At 59.4% G+C, this 20,868-nt stretch carries 14 protein-coding genes and 1 tRNA gene; 3 read left to right on the top strand and 12 right to left on the bottom strand.

Annotated elements, in window-relative coordinates; genetic code table 11:
• Positions 1-3: 3 nt before the first annotated feature.
• The 4 genes from ACYU81_RS00700 to ACYU81_RS00685 form a co-directional block, all read right to left on the bottom strand.
• Positions 4-3,327, bottom strand: coding sequence for a DEAD/DEAH box helicase family protein (locus ACYU81_RS00700; protein ID WP_460985921.1), 3,324 nt, complete (start codon positions 3,325-3,327; stop codon positions 4-6).
• A complete protein-coding gene (locus ACYU81_RS00695) occupies positions 3,327-6,257 on the bottom strand; it encodes a site-specific DNA-methyltransferase (protein ID WP_460985920.1) in 2,931 nt (976 codons plus the stop codon). Before ACYU81_RS00695 ends, ACYU81_RS00700 begins: the two co-directional genes overlap by 1 nt.
• A gap of 265 nt (positions 6,258-6,522) precedes the next feature.
• Positions 6,523-6,900 carry a hypothetical protein gene (locus ACYU81_RS00690; protein ID WP_460985919.1) on the bottom strand — a complete coding sequence of 126 codons (378 nt, stop codon included), beginning with the start codon at positions 6,898-6,900 and terminating at the stop codon, positions 6,523-6,525.
• 131 nt (positions 6,901-7,031) lie between these two features.
• Positions 7,032-9,905 (bottom strand): SNF2-related protein, encoded by a 2,874-nt coding sequence (locus ACYU81_RS00685; RefSeq protein WP_460985918.1) that lies wholly within the window; start codon positions 9,903-9,905, stop codon positions 7,032-7,034.
• Between the two features lie 89 nt (positions 9,906-9,994).
• On the opposite strand from ACYU81_RS00685, the gene ACYU81_RS00680 reads away from it, so the two are divergent.
• Positions 9,995-11,368 carry a phospholipase D family protein gene (locus tag ACYU81_RS00680; protein ID WP_460985917.1) on the top strand — a complete coding sequence of 458 codons (1,374 nt, stop codon included), beginning with the start codon at positions 9,995-9,997 and terminating at the stop codon, positions 11,366-11,368.
• A 79-nt stretch (positions 11,369-11,447) separates the two neighbouring features.
• Here the strand turns inward: ACYU81_RS00680 and ACYU81_RS00675 are convergent.
• From ACYU81_RS00675 to ACYU81_RS00650, 6 genes are all read right to left on the bottom strand, one after another.
• Positions 11,448-11,523: transfer RNA gene (locus tag ACYU81_RS00675), tRNA-Lys, on the bottom strand.
• A 124-nt stretch (positions 11,524-11,647) separates the two neighbouring features.
• Positions 11,648-12,763 carry a rod shape-determining protein RodA gene (gene rodA, locus ACYU81_RS00670; RefSeq protein WP_460985916.1) on the bottom strand — a complete coding sequence of 372 codons (1,116 nt, stop codon included), beginning with the start codon at positions 12,761-12,763 and terminating at the stop codon, positions 11,648-11,650.
• Positions 12,763-14,829 (bottom strand): penicillin-binding protein 2, encoded by a 2,067-nt coding sequence (gene mrdA, locus ACYU81_RS00665; protein WP_449472537.1) that lies wholly within the window; start codon positions 14,827-14,829, stop codon positions 12,763-12,765. Before mrdA ends, rodA begins: the two co-directional genes overlap by 1 nt.
• The gene (mreD, locus tag ACYU81_RS00660; protein ID WP_196225982.1) at positions 14,826-15,353 is read right to left on the bottom strand and encodes a rod shape-determining protein MreD; all 528 of its coding nucleotides are present in this window, start codon (positions 15,351-15,353) and stop codon (positions 14,826-14,828) included. The genes mrdA and mreD overlap by 4 nt, the downstream gene beginning before the upstream one ends.
• Positions 15,350-16,264: a rod shape-determining protein MreC gene (mreC, locus tag ACYU81_RS00655; RefSeq protein ID WP_460985915.1), complete on the bottom strand. Its 915-nt coding sequence runs from the start codon at positions 16,262-16,264 to the stop codon at positions 15,350-15,352. Before mreC ends, mreD begins: the two co-directional genes overlap by 4 nt.
• An 18-nt stretch (positions 16,265-16,282) precedes the next feature.
• On the bottom strand, positions 16,283-17,329 hold the full coding sequence (locus tag ACYU81_RS00650) for a rod shape-determining protein (protein WP_007685698.1): 1,047 nt from the start codon (positions 17,327-17,329) through the stop codon (positions 16,283-16,285).
• 159 nt (positions 17,330-17,488) lie between these two features.
• On the opposite strand from ACYU81_RS00650, the gene mutL reads away from it, so the two are divergent.
• Complete coding sequence (mutL, locus tag ACYU81_RS00645) at positions 17,489-19,267, top strand: DNA mismatch repair endonuclease MutL (RefSeq protein ID WP_460985914.1); 1,779 nt, start codon at positions 17,489-17,491, stop codon at positions 19,265-19,267.
• Positions 19,264-19,806 carry a hypothetical protein gene (locus ACYU81_RS00640; protein ID WP_460985913.1) on the top strand — a complete coding sequence of 181 codons (543 nt, stop codon included), beginning with the start codon at positions 19,264-19,266 and terminating at the stop codon, positions 19,804-19,806. The genes mutL and ACYU81_RS00640 overlap by 4 nt, the downstream gene beginning before the upstream one ends.
• Positions 19,807-19,819: 13 nt before the next feature.
• Here the strand turns inward: ACYU81_RS00640 and ACYU81_RS00635 are convergent, their stop codons facing one another.
• The gene (locus tag ACYU81_RS00635; protein WP_460985912.1) at positions 19,820-20,281 is read right to left on the bottom strand and encodes a MaoC family dehydratase; all 462 of its coding nucleotides are present in this window, start codon (positions 20,279-20,281) and stop codon (positions 19,820-19,822) included.
• A gap of 57 nt (positions 20,282-20,338) precedes the next feature.
• Positions 20,339-20,866: a DNA-deoxyinosine glycosylase gene (locus ACYU81_RS00630; RefSeq protein WP_460985911.1), complete on the bottom strand. Its 528-nt coding sequence runs from the start codon at positions 20,864-20,866 to the stop codon at positions 20,339-20,341.
• Positions 20,867-20,868: the final 2 nt, after the last annotated feature.

The raw sequence follows: 20,868 nt of genomic DNA, 5'->3' as shown, positions 1-20,868 counted from the left end.
GTACTAACTACCGCTCGCCACTAGCTTGGACAGATAGGCATCCCGACCGCTATCCATGAACAGCACGTTGTGGGCCTCCAAATCGGCCTTGGTCACGCCCGATCCGACATTCAACAAATCCCCGAACGCGGTTTCCGACAGAATGAAAGCGCTCAGTTCAAGCTGATCATCGTCGAGCTGAGCCTCGATATCTTTGATCGTCGTATGGAGCGCAAACTTGGGATCGCCGAGGTCGAGATTGCGAATGCCCTTGGGATCAACGAAGCTGAGCCATTGCCGCCCGGTCGCATCGTCCACCAGCCACAGCAGGAAATCAGGATAGAAATTGCCCGCTAGGGCGAACCCGAGCCCCTTCGACTTCGTGTCGGCGTTGCGCAGCAGATAGAGGCTGCGATTGCCTATCGCCTGCTTTCCCGCCGTTGATTCATAGAACGCCTGAAGATCCTCAACAAATTTCACTTCGCTTGGCGCATCGAAAGCGATCGGTCGCATTTTCAGCGGCAATTGCTTTCCATGTTCGGGCGAGAGCAAGGGATAATAGAGATGCCTGCCAAAGCTGATCGCTACCATGTTCGCAGCGTGCCATTTGCTCGCCTTGCCAATGTCGCCTGCGGCGACGATGGCCTTTAATTCCTCCAGCCGCTTGCGATAGGCTTCGCCGTCATCGCTATCGTCAATGTCGATTTGGTAAAGCCTGAGCATCGAACCATGATCGGCGGTAATTTCCGACACATCATAGAACTGCCCTTCATATCCGGCCTTCAAGCTCTGATAAAAGCGATCGGTGTAATCCGTCAGCAATCGGATCAGGATCGACTGCTGTTTCAACACATCGCTAAAACCGCTGACCGCAAGCTCGGCTTTTGGGGAAAAGAGCGTATACCAATCATCCTCTCCGGTGCAGAAATCGATCAGGCGCTGCCGATCCAGACGCAGATTGCTCCAGCTCTTGAGGAGTTTGTACTTTTGCACCGCCAGAAAAATCTGGTCCCAGTCGAACATCGCCATCGCACGGGCGTCTAGCTTACCCGAATGACGTGCCTCGCCTTTGTCGGCAATCTTGCCTTTGTCCTGCGAGCTCAGCGCGTCAACGCGCGGATACAGGTCGAGCGTGATATGGGGCGGCTTGATTTTATCCACGAACGCGGGCGGCACTTCATACAGCCAAGGATAATGGGTGCGCTTGAAGCCCTTCGCCTGATTGTCCTTGTAACCGTCGCGGAGTTTGAGCGTCTTGAGGTTCTTGTCCGTGGGCAAGTTCGCCTTAGTCGGAAAGTCGATCTGGATCATCTCGTCGCTCGGCGTAATGCCTTCCTCGATCAGATAATCCTTGAACGTCGCCATATAATCGGCGCGGATGCCGAAGATGTTCAGCGTTTCCAGCTTGTCGAGATAGGCTCCCTTAGGCCGTTCATGGGGCACGGAACGCTTGAGCGACATATCGCGGCCTTTGAGGCGCACCCCGCGCCCGAAGAGCTGGATGATCTGTGAGCCTTCGCCGCGCCCCATGTTGAGCAGGCCCATCGTCGCGACCCGCCAGCTTGACCAGCCTTCGGTGAATTTGCGTGAGCCGATCAGGACGGTCATCTTGCTGTCCGGGCGATTGATCGTCTGAAACAGGCCAGCGCCGAAATCGTCGGATTCGGTATCAAAAGGCTCTTCGCCCTCATCTGCGGTTTTGAAGAAGCCGCTATCGTCGCCGATGCTGATCAGGCCGAAGGGTTCGGACGTGCCCACCCGCAGCGCCAGCTCGCCCTTGCTGCCCTTCAGGTTGACGAGCTTCAGGCGCTGGCGAGAACCGGCGTTGAACATCCTCCGCAGTATGTCGTCGTAGACCGCATCCGCGTCTTGCCCGAGTAGTGGCGTGAACCGGCCTTCGAAGATGCTACGGCCCTTCGTGTCGAGCAGTTGGGCATGATCGGCGATCAATTCCGCGATCCATGCCTTCATCTGCCCGTCGTCGTTCAGGAAGCGACCGAGGAAACGCAGCACCGTCAGGACGTCGCTATCTTCACCTGCAACCGTGTTGCCCACGAACACCCAGAGCGGCCGTTCGATATTGAAATCGGCTATCGCGTCGCCTTGGGTCTCCCACAGCAAGAGCTGCTGATAGAAGCTCAAAAGGCAGGCTGTGAAGTAAAGCGCGCGGACCTGCTCGTCCGCATCGTCGGCGAGGTTCAGGATCAGCGATTCCTTGCCGTAACCGTCGGCATAGAAGTACTTGTAGCTGTAATCGAACAGGATCGCCTTAGCGTAAGTCTCGCGGACGGCATCCAGCTTGGCCCGGCGCTGTTCGGCGGTCGTCAGTGCGAGGGAATCCCGTTGCGCCTGCGTCAGTGACCTGAGGCTTGTCGTTTCAAACCGCAGCCGGGCTTTGCGCTTGAGGATTTCCTCCTCGGCCTTTTCAACGGTGAAGCCCTTGGCTACGGCCTGCGAAAAGGTCGCCGAATATTCGAAGGCAAAGCCCTTGCTCACCAGCGCCTCGCGCCGCGCCATCCATGCGCCGCCCGCGCTGCCCGTGCCGCGATGCCCTTCATCGACGAGTACCAGATTGTCGCCTTCGAACGCATCGACTGCGACGGTCTTGTCGCCCATCTCATCGCCCAGCTTATTGATATCGATGACCTCGATCGTGCCGGGGAAGTCGGGCGCTCGGTTCTTGTCGAACAGGCGATGGAAGGAAAAGCCCGACAGCGACAGCTCGTCGAGATGCTGGCGCGAGAGACCCTCATTGGGGGTCAGCAGGATGATCTTGTCGGGGATCGCCTTGCCACCAGTCGTCCGAAAATAATGCAGATATTGCTTGATGTTGACGTGCAGGAGCAAGGTCTTGCCGCTGCCGGTGGCGCTCCAGTACGCGATCTTGGAAAGGTCGGCCTCCACATAGTCGCGGAAGGGTTCGGCGCCATTTTCGGCGCGATAGCGCTCCAGTTCGTCGTTCAGTCCGGTGAGCAGCTCGTCGCGACGGTTGAAATACCAGTCGAGGTAGACTTCGCTGAACAGCAGCGAGAGATACTGGAAGTATTTCATCGTCAGCACGCTACCCTCGACGGCATTGCGCTTGTGGGTGATCGCCTGCCAGTGGCTGACGATATTCAAATCATAGCGGCGTAGCTCGGCGGCATCTATCCGATCGACATCGAACAGATTGCGGGTCAGCTCGTGGAAGAAACCCGTCTGGCCGTCATCGTCCACGCCTTCATGGCGCGGGTCAGCCAGCCGGCCCTTGAGCGCGGCAAGCCCGTCTCCCTTGAAGAAGCCAAGCATCCAGCGATTGAGCACCAGCTCCTGATGAAAGGTGCGCTTGGCACGCGGCGCGCGAGCCATCAGGCGTCACCCGTATCGAACATCGCTTCCAGAAACGCCGGTTCGATCTGGCGGAGTTTGAGCGTCTTCGTGACTTCGCCGTCCTCCGCGCTGCTCGTCAGCACGGACGGGATATTATGGTCGCCGTTGATATAGACGACTTCATATTCGCTGTCGGCAGGGTTGATCGCCAGCTTGTCGCACAGCTTGGCGAGGCCCTCATAATCGAGCGTATCGCAGTCGCGCCAAAGCACGAGCGTCCGCTCGCCGGTCGGCAGCGTGCCCTCTACCGCGACGAAGCCCTGCTTGAGTTGGATATCGATATGCCGGACGGTGAGGCCGATCAGATAGTTGAACGTCTCGACAAGATCGATCTTGGTCGGGGCATAGGCACCCGCGCTGTCTACAGCGACATTGAGCGTGTAATCGAATGGTTTGCGCAAATCCTCGACCGATAGGATAGAACCACGCGCCTCGACATCCAGCATATAGCGCATGAGATAGTCGTCGCGGGCACCGGACGTAATCGCGTCGAGCAATCCGGTCTGAGCGTCGTCGCGCTTCAGGTTCAGATTGTTGAGCGTGTCCTCATAGCTTTCGATCTTAAGCACCTTAAAGGCGTGGCTGATGCCTGTTTGGGGTGCAGTAGGTCTGCCATCGTTCCACGTGTCGGAATAAACGATTTTCTGCGCGCGTCGCCGCAACACAGGATCAAAGTAATCACCCTGCTCGACCAATATATATCGGCGCTCACCTTTATCGTCTCTGTTGAGAGACATCACGGCGTGAGCCGTTGTGCCGCTTCCGCCAAAATAGTCTAAAACTATCGCTTCTTTGTCTTTTCGCACTACGGCGGAAATCGAGGCTTTTGTTGCGTAGAGCGCCTTGGGATAGCCAAAGGCCTTCCGCCCACCGATTATGTTTTTTAGTAGGTTGGTTCCGTGGCTCGACGCATCCAAACTGGGGTCGATCCATATCGTCTTTGGCTTGCGACCTTCTTTGATCCGGTCCTTGAGCTGGACAGAATATTCGCCTCCACCCTGCCGTTTCGCGATAAAATCGCCTATCAGCGCATGTTCAAGGATTTTCTGTCGATCTGACCACCGCCAAACTCGACGCTCTCCATTCGAGTCGATTGGCATGACTCGAGCAAGCGCGACATCTGATGCAAGGCTTTCGAAGGTGACCTCTTTTATTTCGCCATCAATAATACGAAACGCGGAAATTGCCTTATATTCAGAAGGATAATCGGCGGTTCTTTTACCACCGATGCCTACAATCATGTTTGACTCTCGATCAACAAAAAGCGGGTATTCGGAATTCGGGCGATCATCAGGCGTTGAAAGGCCGCCGCTGCGTCTGAATGGGAGCAGTCGATACTCCGAAATTTCGTCCTCGTATTTATATCCCTCGCCCTGCTCATCGCTCAATACTTCATCACATATTATAGCGACTTCGGGGTCATTGGCATACGCAACCGCATAATCGTGACTCGTCGCGAAGAAGCTATTTATACCTCTACCACGAGGGTTGCTCTGAATTGCAATCGTGCCAATATATTTTTCTTCTGAGAAAATCTCGTCAAGAGAAGACTTGAGACGATAAAGCTCCATGTCATCAATGGTGATTTGAAATATGGAGTCACGGGTCATAAATTTCTTAGAGGCCCCGACGCGACCTTCTATCATCGTAAGCCAAGACGAATGCTTGTATTGGTTCTTGTAGAAAAATGTAGCTTCTGACGTATTGTAGGGCGGGTCAATGTAAACGCACTTCACCTTTTCCCGATACCGTTCCGTCAGCAGCGTCAGCGCCTGAAAATTGTCGCCATGCACCAGCAGCCCATCCATGCTGCCGTCCAGATCGGCAATTGCTTTGAGCAAATCCGCCCGGAACGCGGCATCGAACAGCGCAGTATCGACCATTAGATAGGGCGACGCCTTCAGGTCATTGACGGTCCCAGCGCTCGCGCTGTCGCGCATTCCCAGATCGTGCCACTGCGCCCATTGCGCCGGATTGGCGGCGATGGCCGGGTAAAGCGCCTCGGGCACACGATCGAGGGTCACGCAGTAATGCGCCGCGACGACGAATTTCTTCTTGAGCCACAGTTTTTTCTGAAAATCCTCGATACTGGCGAGGAAGGTGATCAGGTCCAGCGCGATGGCGCGCAGGCATTGGATCATCCGCAAGTTCTTCTCGATCGCGGCGAACGCCTGCGCGTTCTGCACATCGTCGAGATTCATCACCTCGTTCTTGACGTAGAAATCCAGCTCGCGGCGCAGGAAGCCACCCAGATCCTTGTGGATGAAATAGTCTGCGGTGTTCTTTTGCGTATAGGTGGTCAGGTGCTTTTCCAGCAGCGTGCGCTGCGGGTTCTTCTCGGTCGGCGCTCGCTCGGTCAGGCCCTGCCAACCGGCCTTGACGGTTTCATCGCCCAGAACCGCCGCGACCGCCTGATCGACCAAGGCATCCTGTTTGCTGCCCTTGGGCATCGCGCGATATTCAAACCGGATGACCAGATCGCCGCCTTCCTCGGTGACGGGGACGATCTCGTCCTCGTAAGGCTCGCCATCCTCGTCCATCTGCTCGACCGTGCGCGCTTCCGCCAGCACGAAGCGGCGTTCCTTGTCATTGTCCTTGCGATTGTCCTTGGCGGTGTCCGCCGCGACCAGCCGAAAATGGACGGTCCGGCCATCGTCGAGCTTGAAGGCATAGTTGGAAAAGGCTTCGCCCGACTTGGTATAATATTGGTCCTTGTTGGCCCAATGCAGCACCACCTCTTCCCCCGCGTAGGGAATGGCGTAGGTGTCGCCCTTGTATCGCCGCTGGCTGATGAAATCGCCCTTGTCGTAATAGCGGCTGAAAAAGGCGAGCAGGTGGGTGAAGACAGCGTTCTCGTGTTCCGATGAGCCCGATGCCGCATCCTTCAGCGCGGCACGCAGCTCCTTCACCTTGGCGGTGGTTTCGGGATCGACGCCAAGCCCCTGTGCTGCTTTGATCGCGTCGTCCAGATCGCGCTGGAGGTGTTCGCTGCTCGCCTGATTGCCGCTCGCCAGCGCCTCGACGACGCGCTCTTTCAGCCGGGTTGAGAGATAGGCGTTGATCTCGTCGGCGCGGGCATTGAGGATACGATAGACGCCGAAATCCAGCTCGGGCCGGTCGATCTGGAAAATCTCACGCAGCTTGTTAACTAGGTCGTCGTACTTGCTCACACGGTCACTCCCCGGAACGCTCTGATTCTGGGACGCTCCCCTTGGCTTTCGATAGCCTTCGCTGTGCGATTGCATCAATGGTATTCTTCAATTGTTCCAGTTTCTCGTCGGGGATGGCATGGCGCTGGAGGATCAGCGCGTCGATCACCTCGTCGATTAGCTCAACGGCGGAAAACGGCTGCCCCTGAAGGAAAAATCGATCGTCGCTGACGGTTATCCGCTTCGGCCAAAAGCGGGCCGTGTCGAGCGCTGACCAATCGAAACCGTCTGCGCGCGTCTTGTCTCGGGCCAGCTTTCCATTCTTTCCGACGAGGACTGGGAATTGAGCGGCGACGCTCTTGGCAATGGCGTAGCGCGTTCCTTTGTCCTCGATCGGGTCCAAAAGGCGTTGGACGCGAGTGATGTCCCCGTGCTTCACAAAATGCCGAAGGCCGTCGGCGATTGCCTCCTCAAACCGCTTCCGAAAATTCGGGTCGGTCGGATACCAGCCAGCATCCGCAGGGGCGGCCATGCCTAATTTACAGACCAGCGGATGGTGAACAGGGTTTCGCTGGATTGCCCGCGCTGCATCCGTTTCTGAAGCGCGTCGATCAGAGCGTCCCGCTTTTCGGCGATATCGTCCTCGACCGCAAAGATTTCCTGCCGCTGCTTGCGTTGTTTGCGCTCCAGCTCTGCGAGGCGGCGCTGGGCGTCATGCTCATCTTCAAGCGTGGCCGCGCTCCGCGACTGGCGGCGCATAGCCTTGATTTGCTCCTTGGTGTCCTTGAGCGCCCGCTCAGCGGCGTAGACCTTATCCTCGGCCCAATGCTCCAGCTTTTCCCGGGCGGCGGCGAAGTGCTGGCTGTTCGCTTCGAGCGAACGATTGAGCGCGGCTTTCTCCGCCTGCTGGGCACCTGCCTCAATCCGGGTCGCGATGATCGACGGTGGGGCATCGGCGTGCCGGGTGATCGCGCCCACCGAGAACAGCCGTTCGCATACTTCCTGATCAAGCGACGTGCCGCGATCATCGACCCCGGAAAGCAATAGATATTCCTCGGTGTCAAAAGACGTGACGATCAGGCGGCGCAATGTCAGCCATCCGCTCCGACCCTTCAGCCCTTCGACGACAGCGTTGCGGACGGGGTGCGTGCCCACGTCGAAGACAAGTTCGGCTAGCGGGGTAGGGCGCGCCTTGGCATCGTCCAGCACGTTTTCGCCAAGCGGATGCGACAAGCGATAAAGGAAATAGCCATGCGGGTTGGGGCTGGCATCATCGCTGCCCGCACGCGAGATCAGATGGTATCGGCCTTTCGGGATATGATCGGCGGGCGGTTCGGAGAGATCGAAGGTCAGCGCGCTTTCATCAAATTCGGCCGCGTCGTTCAGGATGAACCGCGTAACGTCCCAGAATTTGCGGCCCACCTGATCAAGCTGTGCCCGAGTGGTCTCAAGCCGCAATTTCAGCCTGGCATGAACATCTTCATCGAAGTGTTCCAGCAGGGCGCGACGGGTATCGTCCATCCGAGCACGGATTTGCTCGTCCAGCTCGTCCCGCAATGCTTTGAATGCGGCGTCGATGGCATCAGGCGTGCGGCAGTCCTGATAGATGGCAAAGATGCGCTTCTCGAAATCGACGCCGGACTCAATCGTGCCAAGCACTTCGTCCGACGCCCCAAAAACACCACTAAACAGGCTGAACTTGTCACGGAGCAGCTCATGCACACGCTGGTCGGCCTGATTGCGCTCGTTGAGAAAGTTGATGACAATAACGTCGTGCGTTTGGCCGTAGCGATGGCAGCGGCCTATGCGCTGTTCGATGCGCTGCGGATTCCACGGCAGGTCATAGTTGATAACCATTGAGCAGAATTGCAGGTTCACACCTTCTGACGCCGCTTCGGTCGCAATCATGATCTGGGCGTGATCGCGGAAATGGTCGATCAGCGCGCTGCGTATATCGATGGCCTTGGAGCCAGATATGCGGCCAGTCTCCTCGTTCGACTTTAGCCATTGCTCATAAATGGCCTGCGTCTGCGCACCGCTATTGGTGCCGCTGAACGAAACGACCTGATTGGCGTAGCCGTTGGCTTCCAGATAGGCGCGCAGGTAATTCTGCGTGCGGCGGGATTCTGTGAAGATGAGCGCCTTCTGGTTCGCGCCCACGCGCACCTGCTCGGCGAAGCCAATATCGAGTGCCTTTAGCAGTGCATGGGTCTTGGTGTCGGTTCCGATCCCACGCGCCTGTTCGGCAAGGGCGGTGACCTGCTCGATTTCCGCCCTGAGCTTGGCCGGATTGAATGGCTCAATCGTGTCATCGTTTTCGTCGGCTTCGTCGAGCCACTCATCAAGGAGTTCCTCTTCGATTTCCTCGGCAGTGATGATTTCCTCAGTCCAATCGGTCTCGGGTTCATTGCCGTCCCGAATTGTTCCTAGCCGCGTTCCCAACGTGTCAAGCGTGCCAGCAATAGCATGGGATGAAGACGCAAGCAGCTTGCGCAAGATCAGGGCGGTAAGGTGGCGTTGACGAGAGGGAATGGCGTAGCTGGTTTCAGCTTGCAGGAACTTCGATATACCATCGTATAGCGCCTGCTCAGGATCGGTTGGTCGAAACGGTTGCGTGATCGCTTTGCGCTCTGTGTAGCGGACATATTCCAGTACCTGTTTGCGAAGCGTCCGCTTGCAGAAATCGGTCAAGCGGAACCGCAATTCGTCAAGGTTGCCGCCCGCGTTTACATACTTTGACCGGAACGCATTTGCGTCGCCGAAAAGGTTCTCATCAATGAACGTGGAAAGGCCGAACAGCTCCATAAGGCTATTTTGCAGGGGGGTAGCCGTGAGCAGCAGCTTCTTTCTGCCCTCCGTGGCCCACCGTAGTGCCTGCCCGATGCGGTTGCTGGGGCGATAAGCGTTCCGCAGTTTGTGAGCTTCATCGACGACCACAAGGTCCCATGCGATAGGACGCAGCTCGTCTTGAAGGCGTGCCGCATAATGATACGACAGGATCACGATCGCCTTCTGTTCGAGCGGCCATGCGTGCCCGTCCCGTTTAAGGGCGCGATAGGTTTTTGCGTCCAGCACCATCGCGGGCAGATTGAACTTCTCCGTCAGCTCCGCCGCCCATTGCTGACGGATCGAAGCCGGACAGATGATCAAGAGTTTCCGTTTCCGTTCCGCCCACTTTTGGCAAAGAACGATCCCGGCTTCTATGGTCTTGCCCAGCCCAACCTCGTCCGCGAGGATCACACCTTCGGCCAGCGGCGATTGCAGGGCGAACATGGCCGCCTCAATTTGGTGAGGGTTCAGGTCCACTGACGCATCGAACAGCGCCATCGAAAGCTGATCAGCCGCGCCGGGAGGGGCCTGCTTGGTCAGGTCATGGGCGAAATATTTGGCGTGATAGGCAGTCGGCATGCCGCACTGTAAGTGCGCAAGAGATCGATTGTCGATGTTTGGTTCGCAGGCGATACATATCGGCTGGCGGATCAACCGGGGGAGGTGGCGTGAGAGTAATACTTGGTGGCATCAACGGCGACTATCTTCGCAACATCATCGAAGAAGCGAGTGCAATCGACGGCGGGGCCAGAATTACCGAGACGGTTTGGGCGGCCGTTGCATATGCCACCGATGCGAAGGATTCTGGGTCTCTTGTCCGTTGGTGTTTCGACAACGATATCCCGCTTAAATTCTGGGGACGTCTTGATGAAGAAGTGCCTGTTCACGTTGAGATTTTGAACCTGTTCCTTAACCGTCGATCGCCAGAGTTCGTGTGCAAGCTGGTGAAACATCACCACGCTAAGGTCATTTGGTGGCGGGGATACGGCGTTTATATCGGCTCCGCAAATCTCACCTATTCTGCATGGAATTCCAATGTCGAAGCAGGATGCTTCTTCGCGGAATCTGAGATCGATAGTCAATTTGAGGGCGACCTGAATCGGCTGTTCGCCGAACTGGACATCAACGCGACGATGCTGACCGAAGAGCTTCGGGATTTGATGATCAGCAGGGCGAAGGCGCTGGATGCTAAGAAGGTGCCCGCGGATGACTTTTGGAAGCATCCAAGCATAAAGCATTGGTTTGGGCTGGTTCACACATCGCCACGGAAGGCGGATGATCGCCGGAAGGCCGCGTTTCTCGACGAGTGGCATTCCACTCTGCAAATCCTGAGAGATATCGGCTCAGCCGTGAGCCTCGCTGCCAATCGCCCGGCATGGGTCGGTGCAACCGCGTCACCCGGGGCACAGGCCGATCAGTTTCTGCATGCCCATTATTATCATCGCACCTTTGATGGGAGGCGCGCCGATTACGAGCGGCACTTTGAAGAAAACAGGAAAAACCCTGCCAGGGCGCGTGACGAGGCAATCGATTGGTGGAGAGCGCTGACGAGCGCGCCAACAAATGAGGACGTGGCGATAAATGTCACAGCGCTCAGACTTCAGGATATGCTGAAAGAGGATGCGCTTCGCCAACTTTCAAAATCTGATTTTCGGCAGGTGGCTGGCGATGTCCATGCGATGATCGAGTATTCCCGAAGGGTCCGCAACAGCATAGTGGGCTTACAAACCACTGGGATCAAATATTCCATTCCGGAAAAGTTAGATGCGCTGAGCAAGCACATTTGGAGCGCAAAATCTGAAAATGGTTCGCGCGTGACGGATGTGATTGGCCATATTTTGTATGGCGGTCCCGATGATCTCTTGCCCGAGCGCCTCTGGGAAGCGGTTGCCGATACCAGATGGAAACTCGAATGCATGGGCATTAGCGCATACGGGGAGCTTGTTGGCTGGGCGATGCCGGACAAGTTTCCTCCAAGGAACGGCCGCACGTCAAAGGCGCTGCGGTCTCTGGGCTATGACGTGCAGGTTCACGTTTCATAGGCGGCAAATTGCTCTGGGACCCCAGTGGGACCCCGAGCCGGATCACCGTCGCCGTATCATCTCTAAGTCATTGAAAATATGGTGGACGCACTTGGGCTCGAACCAAGGACCCGCTGATTAAGAGTCAGCTGCTCTACCAACTGAGCTATGCGTCCACACTCGCTTTCGGATCGCTCCGTTTGGAGCCTCGCCTTGGCGTGGCCGGGCGGTTAGCATTATCCTCCGGCTTTGCAAACAGTAAATCACCGCAGTGCGGAAAATTTTGCGTCGCGGCTGCTTTTAGCCCCAATTTCCGGGCCGTCTCCCGCCCCGTCGGCTGGAGCGGTCAATGGCCATGATGATCCCGATGCACAGCATGACGGTCAACATCGACGACCCGCCATAGGACATGAAGGGCAGGGGAATGCCGACGACAGGTGCGAGGCCCATCACCATCATAAGGTTGATCGCGACATAGAAAAAGATCGTCGTGGTCAGGCCCGCCGCGACCAGCCGCGCATATTTGTCGTTCGCGCGCAGCGATACGCCGATACCCCACCGGAAGAGCAGCAGGAACGCGCCGATCAGGAATATACCGCCTACGAGACCCCATTCCTCCGCCATGGTGGCGAAGACGAAGTCGGTATGCCCCTCGGGAAGATAATCCAGGTGGCTCTGGGTCCCCTTCAGGAAGCCTTTGCCCCAGATGCCGCCCGACCCGATCGCGATCTTCGACTGGCTGATATGGTAGCCTGCACCCAGCGGATCGCTTTCCGGATCCATGAAGATGAGCACGCGCTTTTGCTGATAGTCGTGCAGGAAGCTAAAGGCGATCGGGATGATCGCCGCCATCACCAGGCCTGATCCCACGAACAGGCGCAGCGGCAATCCGGCCAGGAACATGACCGTCACGCCGCCCGCCGCGATCATCGTCGCTGTCCCTAGGTCTGGTTGTACCAGAACCAACGCCCATGGCACACCGATGAGGACGAGTGCGGGCCATATCGCTGTCCAACGGCGGATTTCGCCTACCGGAAGCAAAGCATAAAAACGCGCGACTGCCAGCACGATCATCGGCTTCATGAATTCCGATGGCTGCAATTGCATGAAGCCAAGGTTGATCCACCGCTGACTGCCGCCCGCAACGCCGCCGATCAGTTCGACAAGCACCAGCGAGATCAGAATGGCGCCGTAGGCCGGAAAGGCGAAGCGCGCGAAAAGCTCCAGCGGCACCCGGCTTATGGTGAAGGCCATCACCGAAAAGATAATGAACCGCACGCCCTGGTTGATCGCCCACGGCGTGATGCTGCCGCTCGCCGCGCTGTAGAGCACGAGCGTGCCGAACCCCGCGATGGCGATCAGGATCGCGAGTACGCGCCAGGGGAATTCCGTCAGCGGCTGAGGAACGATGCCCATCAGTCGGCCACCGTGTCGGAGCCGGGCGGCGGCGGCGCATCATCTTCCGCCGCGGGCGACGGCGACGCCGGGGCGGCCGCGTTGAAGGAATTCGTTGCCTGGGCGGCATTGGCGGCCTCTGGCGGCGCCTCGCCCTTTTCGATCGCCTTGGCGAGGCGGAACGCGGCCATCTGGCGGGCCATTCGCTCGGCGGGTGGACCGCCCCAGCCTTTTTCCAGCGTCTCCAGCTTTTCTATCGCCTTCGCCTGGTCGAAAAGGAAGGACATTGTGTCGCTGGCAATCATCGGCGCATCCTCTGCCCGGATCGTGTGGCCGCCATGTTCGATGATGCAGGCGATTGCGTAGCGGGGATTGTCGAACGGCGCGAAGCCCTGGAACAGGGCGTGATCGCGTAGCTTGAAGGGTAGGGAGGCGTTGCCGCGCACGCCGCCTGCGCGCTCTGACATGGTGATGCGCCGGACCTGTGCTGTACCGGTCTTTCCTGCCATGAGGACGCCGGGAATGCTCATCCGCGCCGCGCCGCCGGTGCCGCCACCATTGACGACGGCGCTCATGGCATCACGGATAGTGACAAGATGTTGCTCCGCAACGCCGACAGGGGCCGGTTCCGGCCTATGAGCGCCATGGATGAAATTGGGCATCAACTGACGGCCGGTAGCCAGACGTGCCGCCATGACCGCCATCTGGAGCGGATTGATGAGCATATAGCCCTGGCCGATCGTGGCATTCACGGTGTCATACACCTGCCACTTCTGCCCATATTTCTTGAGCTTCCATGCCGGGTCGGGCACTGTGCCATAGCTTTGGCTGGGGAAGGGCAGGGAAAATTTCTGACCCATGCCGACACGATGCGCCATGCTGGCAATGCGGTCCATCCCGATCCGCTGGGCCATCTGGTAGAAATATATGTCGCAGCTTTGCGCAATGGCGCCCCGCATGTCGAGCGCCCCATGCCCGCGCTTTTTGTGGCAGTGGAACAATGTGTTCCCCACTCTGATCGCTCCGGGGCAGTTCACACGGTCGGCAGGAGAGATGCCCGCTTCCAGAAGGGCGAGCGCGACCATCGGCTTTACCGTCGATCCGGGCGGATATAGGCCTTGCAACGTCTTGTTGCGAAGAGGAATATGATCGTCGCTGGACAGCATTTGCCATTCCAGATGGCTGATACCATCGGAAAAGCTGTTGGGATCGAAACTGGGCATGGAAGCCATGGCCAGCACGTCACCATTCCGGCAATCGATGACGACGACCGACCCACTCTGTGTGGCCAGCCGCCGTCCCGCATATTCCTGCAACCCTGCATCGATCGTCAATTTGATGGATTGACCGGGTGCGTCGGGCCGGGTGGTCAGTTCCCGCACGATCTTGCCCCGCGCTGTGACCTCGACCCGCTTCGCGCCGGGCTTACCCGTCAGTTCCCTGTCGAACGATTTTTCGAGCCCGTCCTTACCCACCTTGAAGCCGGGCGTAATCAGCAGCGGGTCCCTGCGTTCCTCAAAATCCTTGGCCGATGCCGCACCTACATAGCCCAGCAGATGACCCACGGTCGCACCAGCGGGATAGTAGCGCGAAAAGCCTTGGCTGGGCGCAACCCCCGGCAGGTCGGGCAGACGGACGCTGACGGCCGCGAACTGATCATAGGTAAGCTTTTCGGCCACCTGCACGGGGCGGAAGCCGGGTGCCTTTTCCAGTTCCGTCTGGATGCGCTCCACCTCATCGGGGGGTAGCGAGAGAAGCTGCGTCAGGCTGCGGATCGTGCCTTCCGGATCGGTCACGCGTTCGGGGATCAGATCGACGCGAAAGTCCGTCCGGTTATTGGCCAGCGCGCGGCCGTTCCGGTCCAATATCCAGCCACGACGCGGCGGAATCAGAGTCAGGTTAACCCGATTACTTTCAGAGAGGAGATTATATTTCTCGTTTTCAGCGACGCTGATCCAGCCCATGCGGCCGATCAGCATGGCGCCCATTCCTGCCTGCAGCCCGCCTACCACCATTGCCCGTCGGGTGAAGGTGAAGGACAAGGATGCTTCGTTAACGGTCTTACGCTTGAGCTTGGGCAGCTTCATGCCATTACGCGCCAGCGATCGATCCGGGCGCATTGCCGCACCACGAAGGGGAAGAGCAGGATCGTCCAGAGCATTTGTGGGGCGACCAGTTCCAGCTTGATGTTTCCTCCGCCAGTGATCCGCGCAAAGAACAGGCCACCGGCGATGCAGAAGATAATGGCGGCCGCAGCGATTAGCCAGTCCTGCCGATAGCTGCGCCACACCATGCGATGTTCAACCGCGTCGATCCCGATCAACATCATGGTCCACAGGAACATCGCCGATCCGATCGGCTGCCCGCTCATGATGTCGTCGAACAGGCCGAGCGGAACGCCGATCCAGACGCGCCACAATTCCGGCCGCAGCAACCGCCATGATAGCAGCAGCAGCAGGCCGAAGGGCGGCATGACCGGCGCTTGTGCGATAACCGGCAGGACCGTGATGGACGATCCGAGCATGACCGTGATGACCGGCGTCCCTGTCAGCCGAAAATTGGACGGGGTGCGGCCCAGCTTGGGAACATGCTGGAGGTGTGGGTCGATCATGGCGCGCTGGCGTTCGCCGCCGCTTCTGCTGGTGCCGCTTCAGGCATAGTGGGGCTACCGCGCGTCACGACCTCTTCAAAAGAGCGTTCGACCACCACCGCATCTACCTTCGCTGGATTGGCAAGCGGCACACCGTAGGCGATCTCGCCTGCTATGCGCACGACAACCGCAACCGGAATATTGGGTTGATATATGCCTCCGACACCCGATGTGACGAGGATGTCGCCCGGGCTGAACGGATTTCGGCCGGCCGCCAGCGAACGGATTTCGACGGTTCCATCTCCCAGCCCGGTTGAGATGGCTGGCACGCTGTCCGTAGCGCGGCGAACCGGCACGATGTTGCTGCTGTCGGTCAGCAGCAACACATCAGCCGTGTTGGGCGTCACGCTGTGGATGCGGCCCACCAGGCCCTCGGATGCGCGCACGGGCATGCCGGGGCGGACGCCTTGCCACCGGCCGGCGTTCAGGCGGGCGAAACGGCGGGCGCTGGAGGAAGAGGAGGATATCAGCCGCGCCGTGAGCAGATCGCTCTGATCTTCATCGACCAGCTTCAACAGCCTCTTGAGGCGCAGATTTTCCTGCGCGATCGCCTTCGCCTCGATGATGCGATTGCGATCCGCATCCACTTGATAGCGCAAAGCGATATTCTGTGATCCGGCGCGCCAATAGGCGGTCAGCACATCGTCGAGCGAACTTGCCCCGCTCACCATGTTGCGCAGGCCGAGCGACGCGGGGCGGGAGATTTCCGCCGTAACCATACGGATCGCCGCGAATCCTGTGGGATCGAAAATTGCCACGGCGATCAGCAGCAAGCCAGCAGCCGCACCCGTCACCGCCACAACATAGCTGGCAAACAGGCTGTACTGCGCCTTGCGGTTATGGCCGGGACGTCGGCTGGATGGCCGCGCCATGCAGTGGTCCCCCTGACCTTAAGCGGTCTGCAGCACGCCTCGGAAGATCGGGTCCTCCATCGCGCGGCCGGTGCCGATGGCAACACAGGTCAGCGGATCTTCGGCGATCGTGACGGGCAGGCCAGTCTCGTCGCGCAATTCATCGTCCAGGCCCTTCAGCAGCGCGCCGCCGCCAGTCAGTACGATGCCCTGATCCACAATGTCCGCCGCCAGTTCCGGCGCGGTATTTTCCAGAGCGATCCGGACACCCTCGACGATGGTGCTGATCGGTTCGGCCAGCGCGTCGGCGATCTGCCCCTGGTTGATCGAGATTTCCTTGGGAACCCCGTTCACCAGGTCGCGACCCTTGATGTGGATGGTTTCGCCCACGCCGTCTTCGGGGGGCTGAGCCACGCCGAACTGCTTCTTGATGCGCTCGGCGGTGGCCTCACCGATCAGAAGATTGTGGTGGCGGCGGACGAACGAAACGATCGCTTCGTCCATCTTGTCACCGCCGACGCGTACGGAAGTGGTGTAGGCAAGACCGCGAAGAGAAAGCACCGCGACTTCGGTGGTGCCGCCGCCAATGTCCACGACCATCGAACCGATCGGCTCGGTCACTGGCATGTCCGCACCGATCGCGGCGGCCATCGGCTCCTCGATCAGGAAGACCTGGCTCGCGCCCGCATTGCTCGCCGCATCGCGAATCGCGCGGCGTTCGACGCTGGTGGAGCCTGACGGCACGCAGATCACGATCTCAGGGAAGCGCCAGGGGCGCGACTTGCCGCCATGCACCTTCGTGATGAAGTGCTTGATCATCTGTTCGGCGACATCGATGTCGGCGATCACACCATCACGCAGCGGCCGGATCGCCTCGATCGAATCAGGCGTCTTGCCCATCATCAATTTGGCATCGTCGCCCACGGCCTTGACCCGTTTCACGCCGTTCAGTGTCTCCACCGCCACGACCGATGGCTCATTCAGTACAATCCCGCGGCCCCGCACATAGACGACGGTGTTCGCCGTGCCGAGATCGATAGCCATATCCTGGGAGGAGAGTTTGAAAAGTCGCGAAAAGATCGACATGCTTGTTCCTGTTCAGCCCGCCCTTCCCGGCGACGCGAACCGGGGCGTTCGGAGGTCCCTGCCACGTTCCGCCGCCCCTGTCATCATTCCGTGTGATGAGGCAAAATTTTCGGGGGCAACGGCTCGCGGAAAGCGCTCGCTTGGGCTAGTCACTAATCAATGTCAATACGCCGCCTGCCCGAACATCTGGTCAACCGTATCGCTGCCGGTGAAGTGGTCGAAAGACCCGCCAGCGCGCTCAAGGAAATCGTTGAAAATGCGCTGGATGCCGGGGCAAGCCGCATTTTCATAAGGTTAGGCGGCGGCGGGCTCGACCGTATCGAGGTCAGCGACGATGGCTGCGGCATGGCGCCTGACGAGATCGCACTGGCGCTGGAGCGGCATGCGACCTCAAAATTGCCAGACGATGCGATCGAAAATGTATCGACCTTAGGCTTTCGTGGGGAAGCACTGCCATCCATCGCCAGTGTCGCCCGGCTTTCCATCGACAGTCGGCCCAAGGGCCAGGATGGCTGGAACCGCACTGTCGATAATGGCGCGCTACTGTCGGAGGGACCCGCTGCCCTGCCGCCGGGAACCCGCGTGACCGTCGAGCAACTCTTTGCGCGGGTGCCCGCCCGCCGCAAATTCCTGCGCTCGGCCAAGGCGGAATATGCCGCCTGCCTCGATATCGTCCGCCGCCTGGCCATGGCCCATCCGTCCGTTGCCTTCACCATGGAGCATGACGGCCGTCGAGCCGTCGCCGTGCAGGCAGGAGAAGCGCGAGAGGAACGGGTGGCAGCGCTCACCGACCGAGCGCTGGCCGAGAATCATGTGATCGTCTCGCTCGAACGGGAAGGCGTTTGCTTGTCAGGGGTCGCCTCGCTCCCGACCTATAATCGCGGTGTAGGCGACCATCAGTTCCTCTTCGTGAACGGCCGCCCGGTTCGCGATCGTCTGCTGATAGGAGCGGTGCGCGGTGCCTATGCCGACATGTTGGCGCGTGACAGGCATCCCGTGGTGGCTCTGTTCCTCGACGTTCCGCCGCTGGAGGTGGACGTCAATGTCCATCCGGCAAAAACCGAGGTCCGCTTCCGCGACCCGACCATGATCCGGGGCATGATCGTTTCAGGCGTACGGCGCGCACTCGATGCGGAAGGGTTCCGATCCGTGCAGCAGGCCGACCCGGCGAGCCTTTCCGCCTGGAGGGCAGAGCCTGTGTCGCCCACCCCCATCAAGGCGCTCCCCATCTTCGAAGCTGCGTCAGCATCTTACATGCCCCCCACCGCCGCATTCGCCGATCGCCGCCCTTCCTTCTTCGCCCCCCCGCCGCAAGCGCGCGCGGAACCCGCTGCTGCCCCTGCGCCGGAAGGAACCAACTTCCCACTTGGCGTGGCGCGTGGGCAGGTCGCCCGCACCTATATCGTCGCAGAGGCTGAGGACGGGCTTGTGATCGTTGATCAGCACGCCGCACATGAACGCCTGACGCTCGAACGCATGCGCCGCGCGATGGAGGGGCAGGGCGTCGCCGCGCAGGCGCTACTGCTGCCCGAAGTAGTCGAACTGGACGAGCCCGCCTGCGACCGCCTCGAAACGCGTATCGATGAGTTGCGCGACTTCGGCCTGGAACTGGAGCGCTTCGGTCCCTCCGCCATGCTCGTGCGCGCGGTCCCGGCGATGCTGGGACAGGGCGATGTGCAGGGGCTCGTCACCGACCTCGCCGATGATCTGGCTGCCTATGACGATGCTCTGTCCTTGAAGGAACGGCTCGATCTGGTGGCGGCGACGATGGCTTGCCATGGATCGGTACGCGCCGGTCGTATGCTGAGCGTCACGGAAATGAACGCGCTGCTGCGGGAGATGGAAATCACGCCACGCAGCGGCCAGTGCAACCACGGCCGTCCGACTTGGGTGAAGCTGGGCCATGGCGACATCGAGAAGCTGTTCGGGAGGAAATGACCATGCGCATGATCGCCTGCTTGGCTGCCTTGAGCCTGTCCGCGCCCGCCCTTGCCGCAACGCATGGCGGTGACCCATGCCGCAATGCGCCGGTTCCCCTTGAACCATGGACGAGCTGGAACCAGAGCGGCACGGAGGCAGCGGCGGGCGAAGCGGCTTCCGCCCCCCGGTTGATCCTCGGTAAGCCAATCGTCGCAACCTTGCGTCCTTCAGCGCAGGTCCAATATGTTGTGAAACCCAAGCGTCAGCAGCCTAAAAGCTATGGCGGGTTGTTCAGTCTAGCGCTGAAGGTGCCTGCAAAGGTCGGGGTAGGCCTCTCCGGTCCTGCTTGGGTCGATATCGTCACCGGCCGCAGCCTTGTCGCGTCTGCTGCACATGGCCATGGCGCGACATGTTCGGGCATTGCGAAGATCGTCTGGTTCGATCTTTCGCCGGGCCTGCACCTCATTCAACTGTCGAACTCGTCAGCCAGTCAGATCCGCCTGATGGCTGCGGATGCCCTAGCCAACCAGCCGCTGCCGCCAAAGCGCGACAGATAGGCTGCCGATCCGGTCAGTTCGTACGGGTGCGGAACATCGTGATCGGCATCAGCGTCATGACCGGCTCGTCATGCTGGTTGAAGATCGTCACCTTGCTCTTAATGATGCCCATCTCCGGCCTGCTGCGCGAGGCCTTCTTTTCCACAACCTCTGATGCGCCCCGCAGCGTGTCGCCCGGTCTGACCGGCCGCAACCAGCGCAGTTCATCTATGCCCATGGCGCCCAGGCTTGCATCCTGATGTCCGCCAGCCTGCATTTTTGCCACGAACATCTTCATGAACAGCGCAGTGGTGTGCCATCCGCTGGCCGACAGGCTGCCAAAATGCGTTTCTGCCGCAGCTTCGTCTGAAAGGTGAAAGGGCTGGGCGTCAAATTCCGCTGCAAAGGCGATGATCTCGTCCCGGCTGACGGTGATTGAACCGAACTCCAGCTTGCTGCCGACTTCCACATCTTCGAAATAGACAATCTCGCTCATGATCCAGCACCTTTCATGTTGCAGACGATCTAGGCGGGCCTTACGTTTACGTCAATGTCAGGATGGCGCGATCCATTGGCGCAGCATCCGCCACAGCTCTGCCTTCTTGTCGCGGGATAGCATGGCGTTAGCGCCACTGCTGGATGGCAGGTCGATCAAGGATAGCCCCGTGTCAGCGCCGATCTGACGGCGGCTATGCACAGACGCCGTCTTGCCGTTGAAGGCAATCGCCCGCAGCGCAGGCAAGCGCGCGATAAAGGCGCCTAAATCCCGAAGTTCCGCGCCACGGATCGCGCTGTCGAGGCTGCCTTCCCGGTCTGCGCTCTCGATCACGTCCCACAAACCAACGCCTCGCCCACGCAAACGCTTCAGCCGCATAGCGTAGGGAAGGGGGCGCAAATCCTCGTCCAGCACATCGCCCATCAGCGACCAGAAAGCGTTGCCGCGATGGGCATAATATTCGCCCTGTCTGATCGAGGCATCGCCCGGAAGGCTGCCAAGGATCAGCAGCGTCGTGTGTTCATCGACGCTCGATGGAAAGGCGGCCTTGCGCTGGGCCGGAATCTGGCCGGGCCGCAGCGTCACGG

This window comes from Sphingobium sp. TomTYG75 (assembly GCF_054771635.1).
Note: the sequence above shows the minus strand (reverse complement) of the source record. Positions and strands in the feature narration are given on the sequence as shown.

Bases quoted from the DNA above. Each gene is read 5' to 3' on its own strand.
- mrdA (WP_449472537.1), bottom strand. From the start codon at position 14,829: ATGAAGCTGCCCAAGCTCAAGCGTAAGACCGTTAACGAAGCATCCTTG.
- ACYU81_RS00700 (WP_460985921.1), bottom strand. From the start codon at position 3,327: ATGGCTCGCGCGCCGCGTGCCAAGCGCACCTTTCATCAGGAGCTGGTG.
- mutL (WP_460985914.1), top strand. From the start codon at position 17,489: ATGTCAATACGCCGCCTGCCCGAACATCTGGTCAACCGTATCGCTGCC.
- ACYU81_RS00640 (WP_460985913.1), top strand. From the start codon at position 19,264: ATGACCATGCGCATGATCGCCTGCTTGGCTGCCTTGAGCCTGTCCGCG.
- ACYU81_RS00635 (WP_460985912.1), bottom strand. From the start codon at position 20,281: ATGAGCGAGATTGTCTATTTCGAAGATGTGGAAGTCGGCAGCAAGCTG.
- mreD (WP_196225982.1), bottom strand. From the start codon at position 15,353: ATGATCGACCCACACCTCCAGCATGTTCCCAAGCTGGGCCGCACCCCG.
- ACYU81_RS00650 (WP_007685698.1), bottom strand. From the start codon at position 17,329: ATGTCGATCTTTTCGCGACTTTTCAAACTCTCCTCCCAGGATATGGCT.
- ACYU81_RS00685 (WP_460985918.1), bottom strand. From the start codon at position 9,905: ATGCCGACTGCCTATCACGCCAAATATTTCGCCCATGACCTGACCAAG.
- mreC (WP_460985915.1), bottom strand. From the start codon at position 16,264: ATGGCGCGGCCATCCAGCCGACGTCCCGGCCATAACCGCAAGGCGCAG.
- rodA (WP_460985916.1), bottom strand. From the start codon at position 12,763: ATGGGCATCGTTCCTCAGCCGCTGACGGAATTCCCCTGGCGCGTACTC.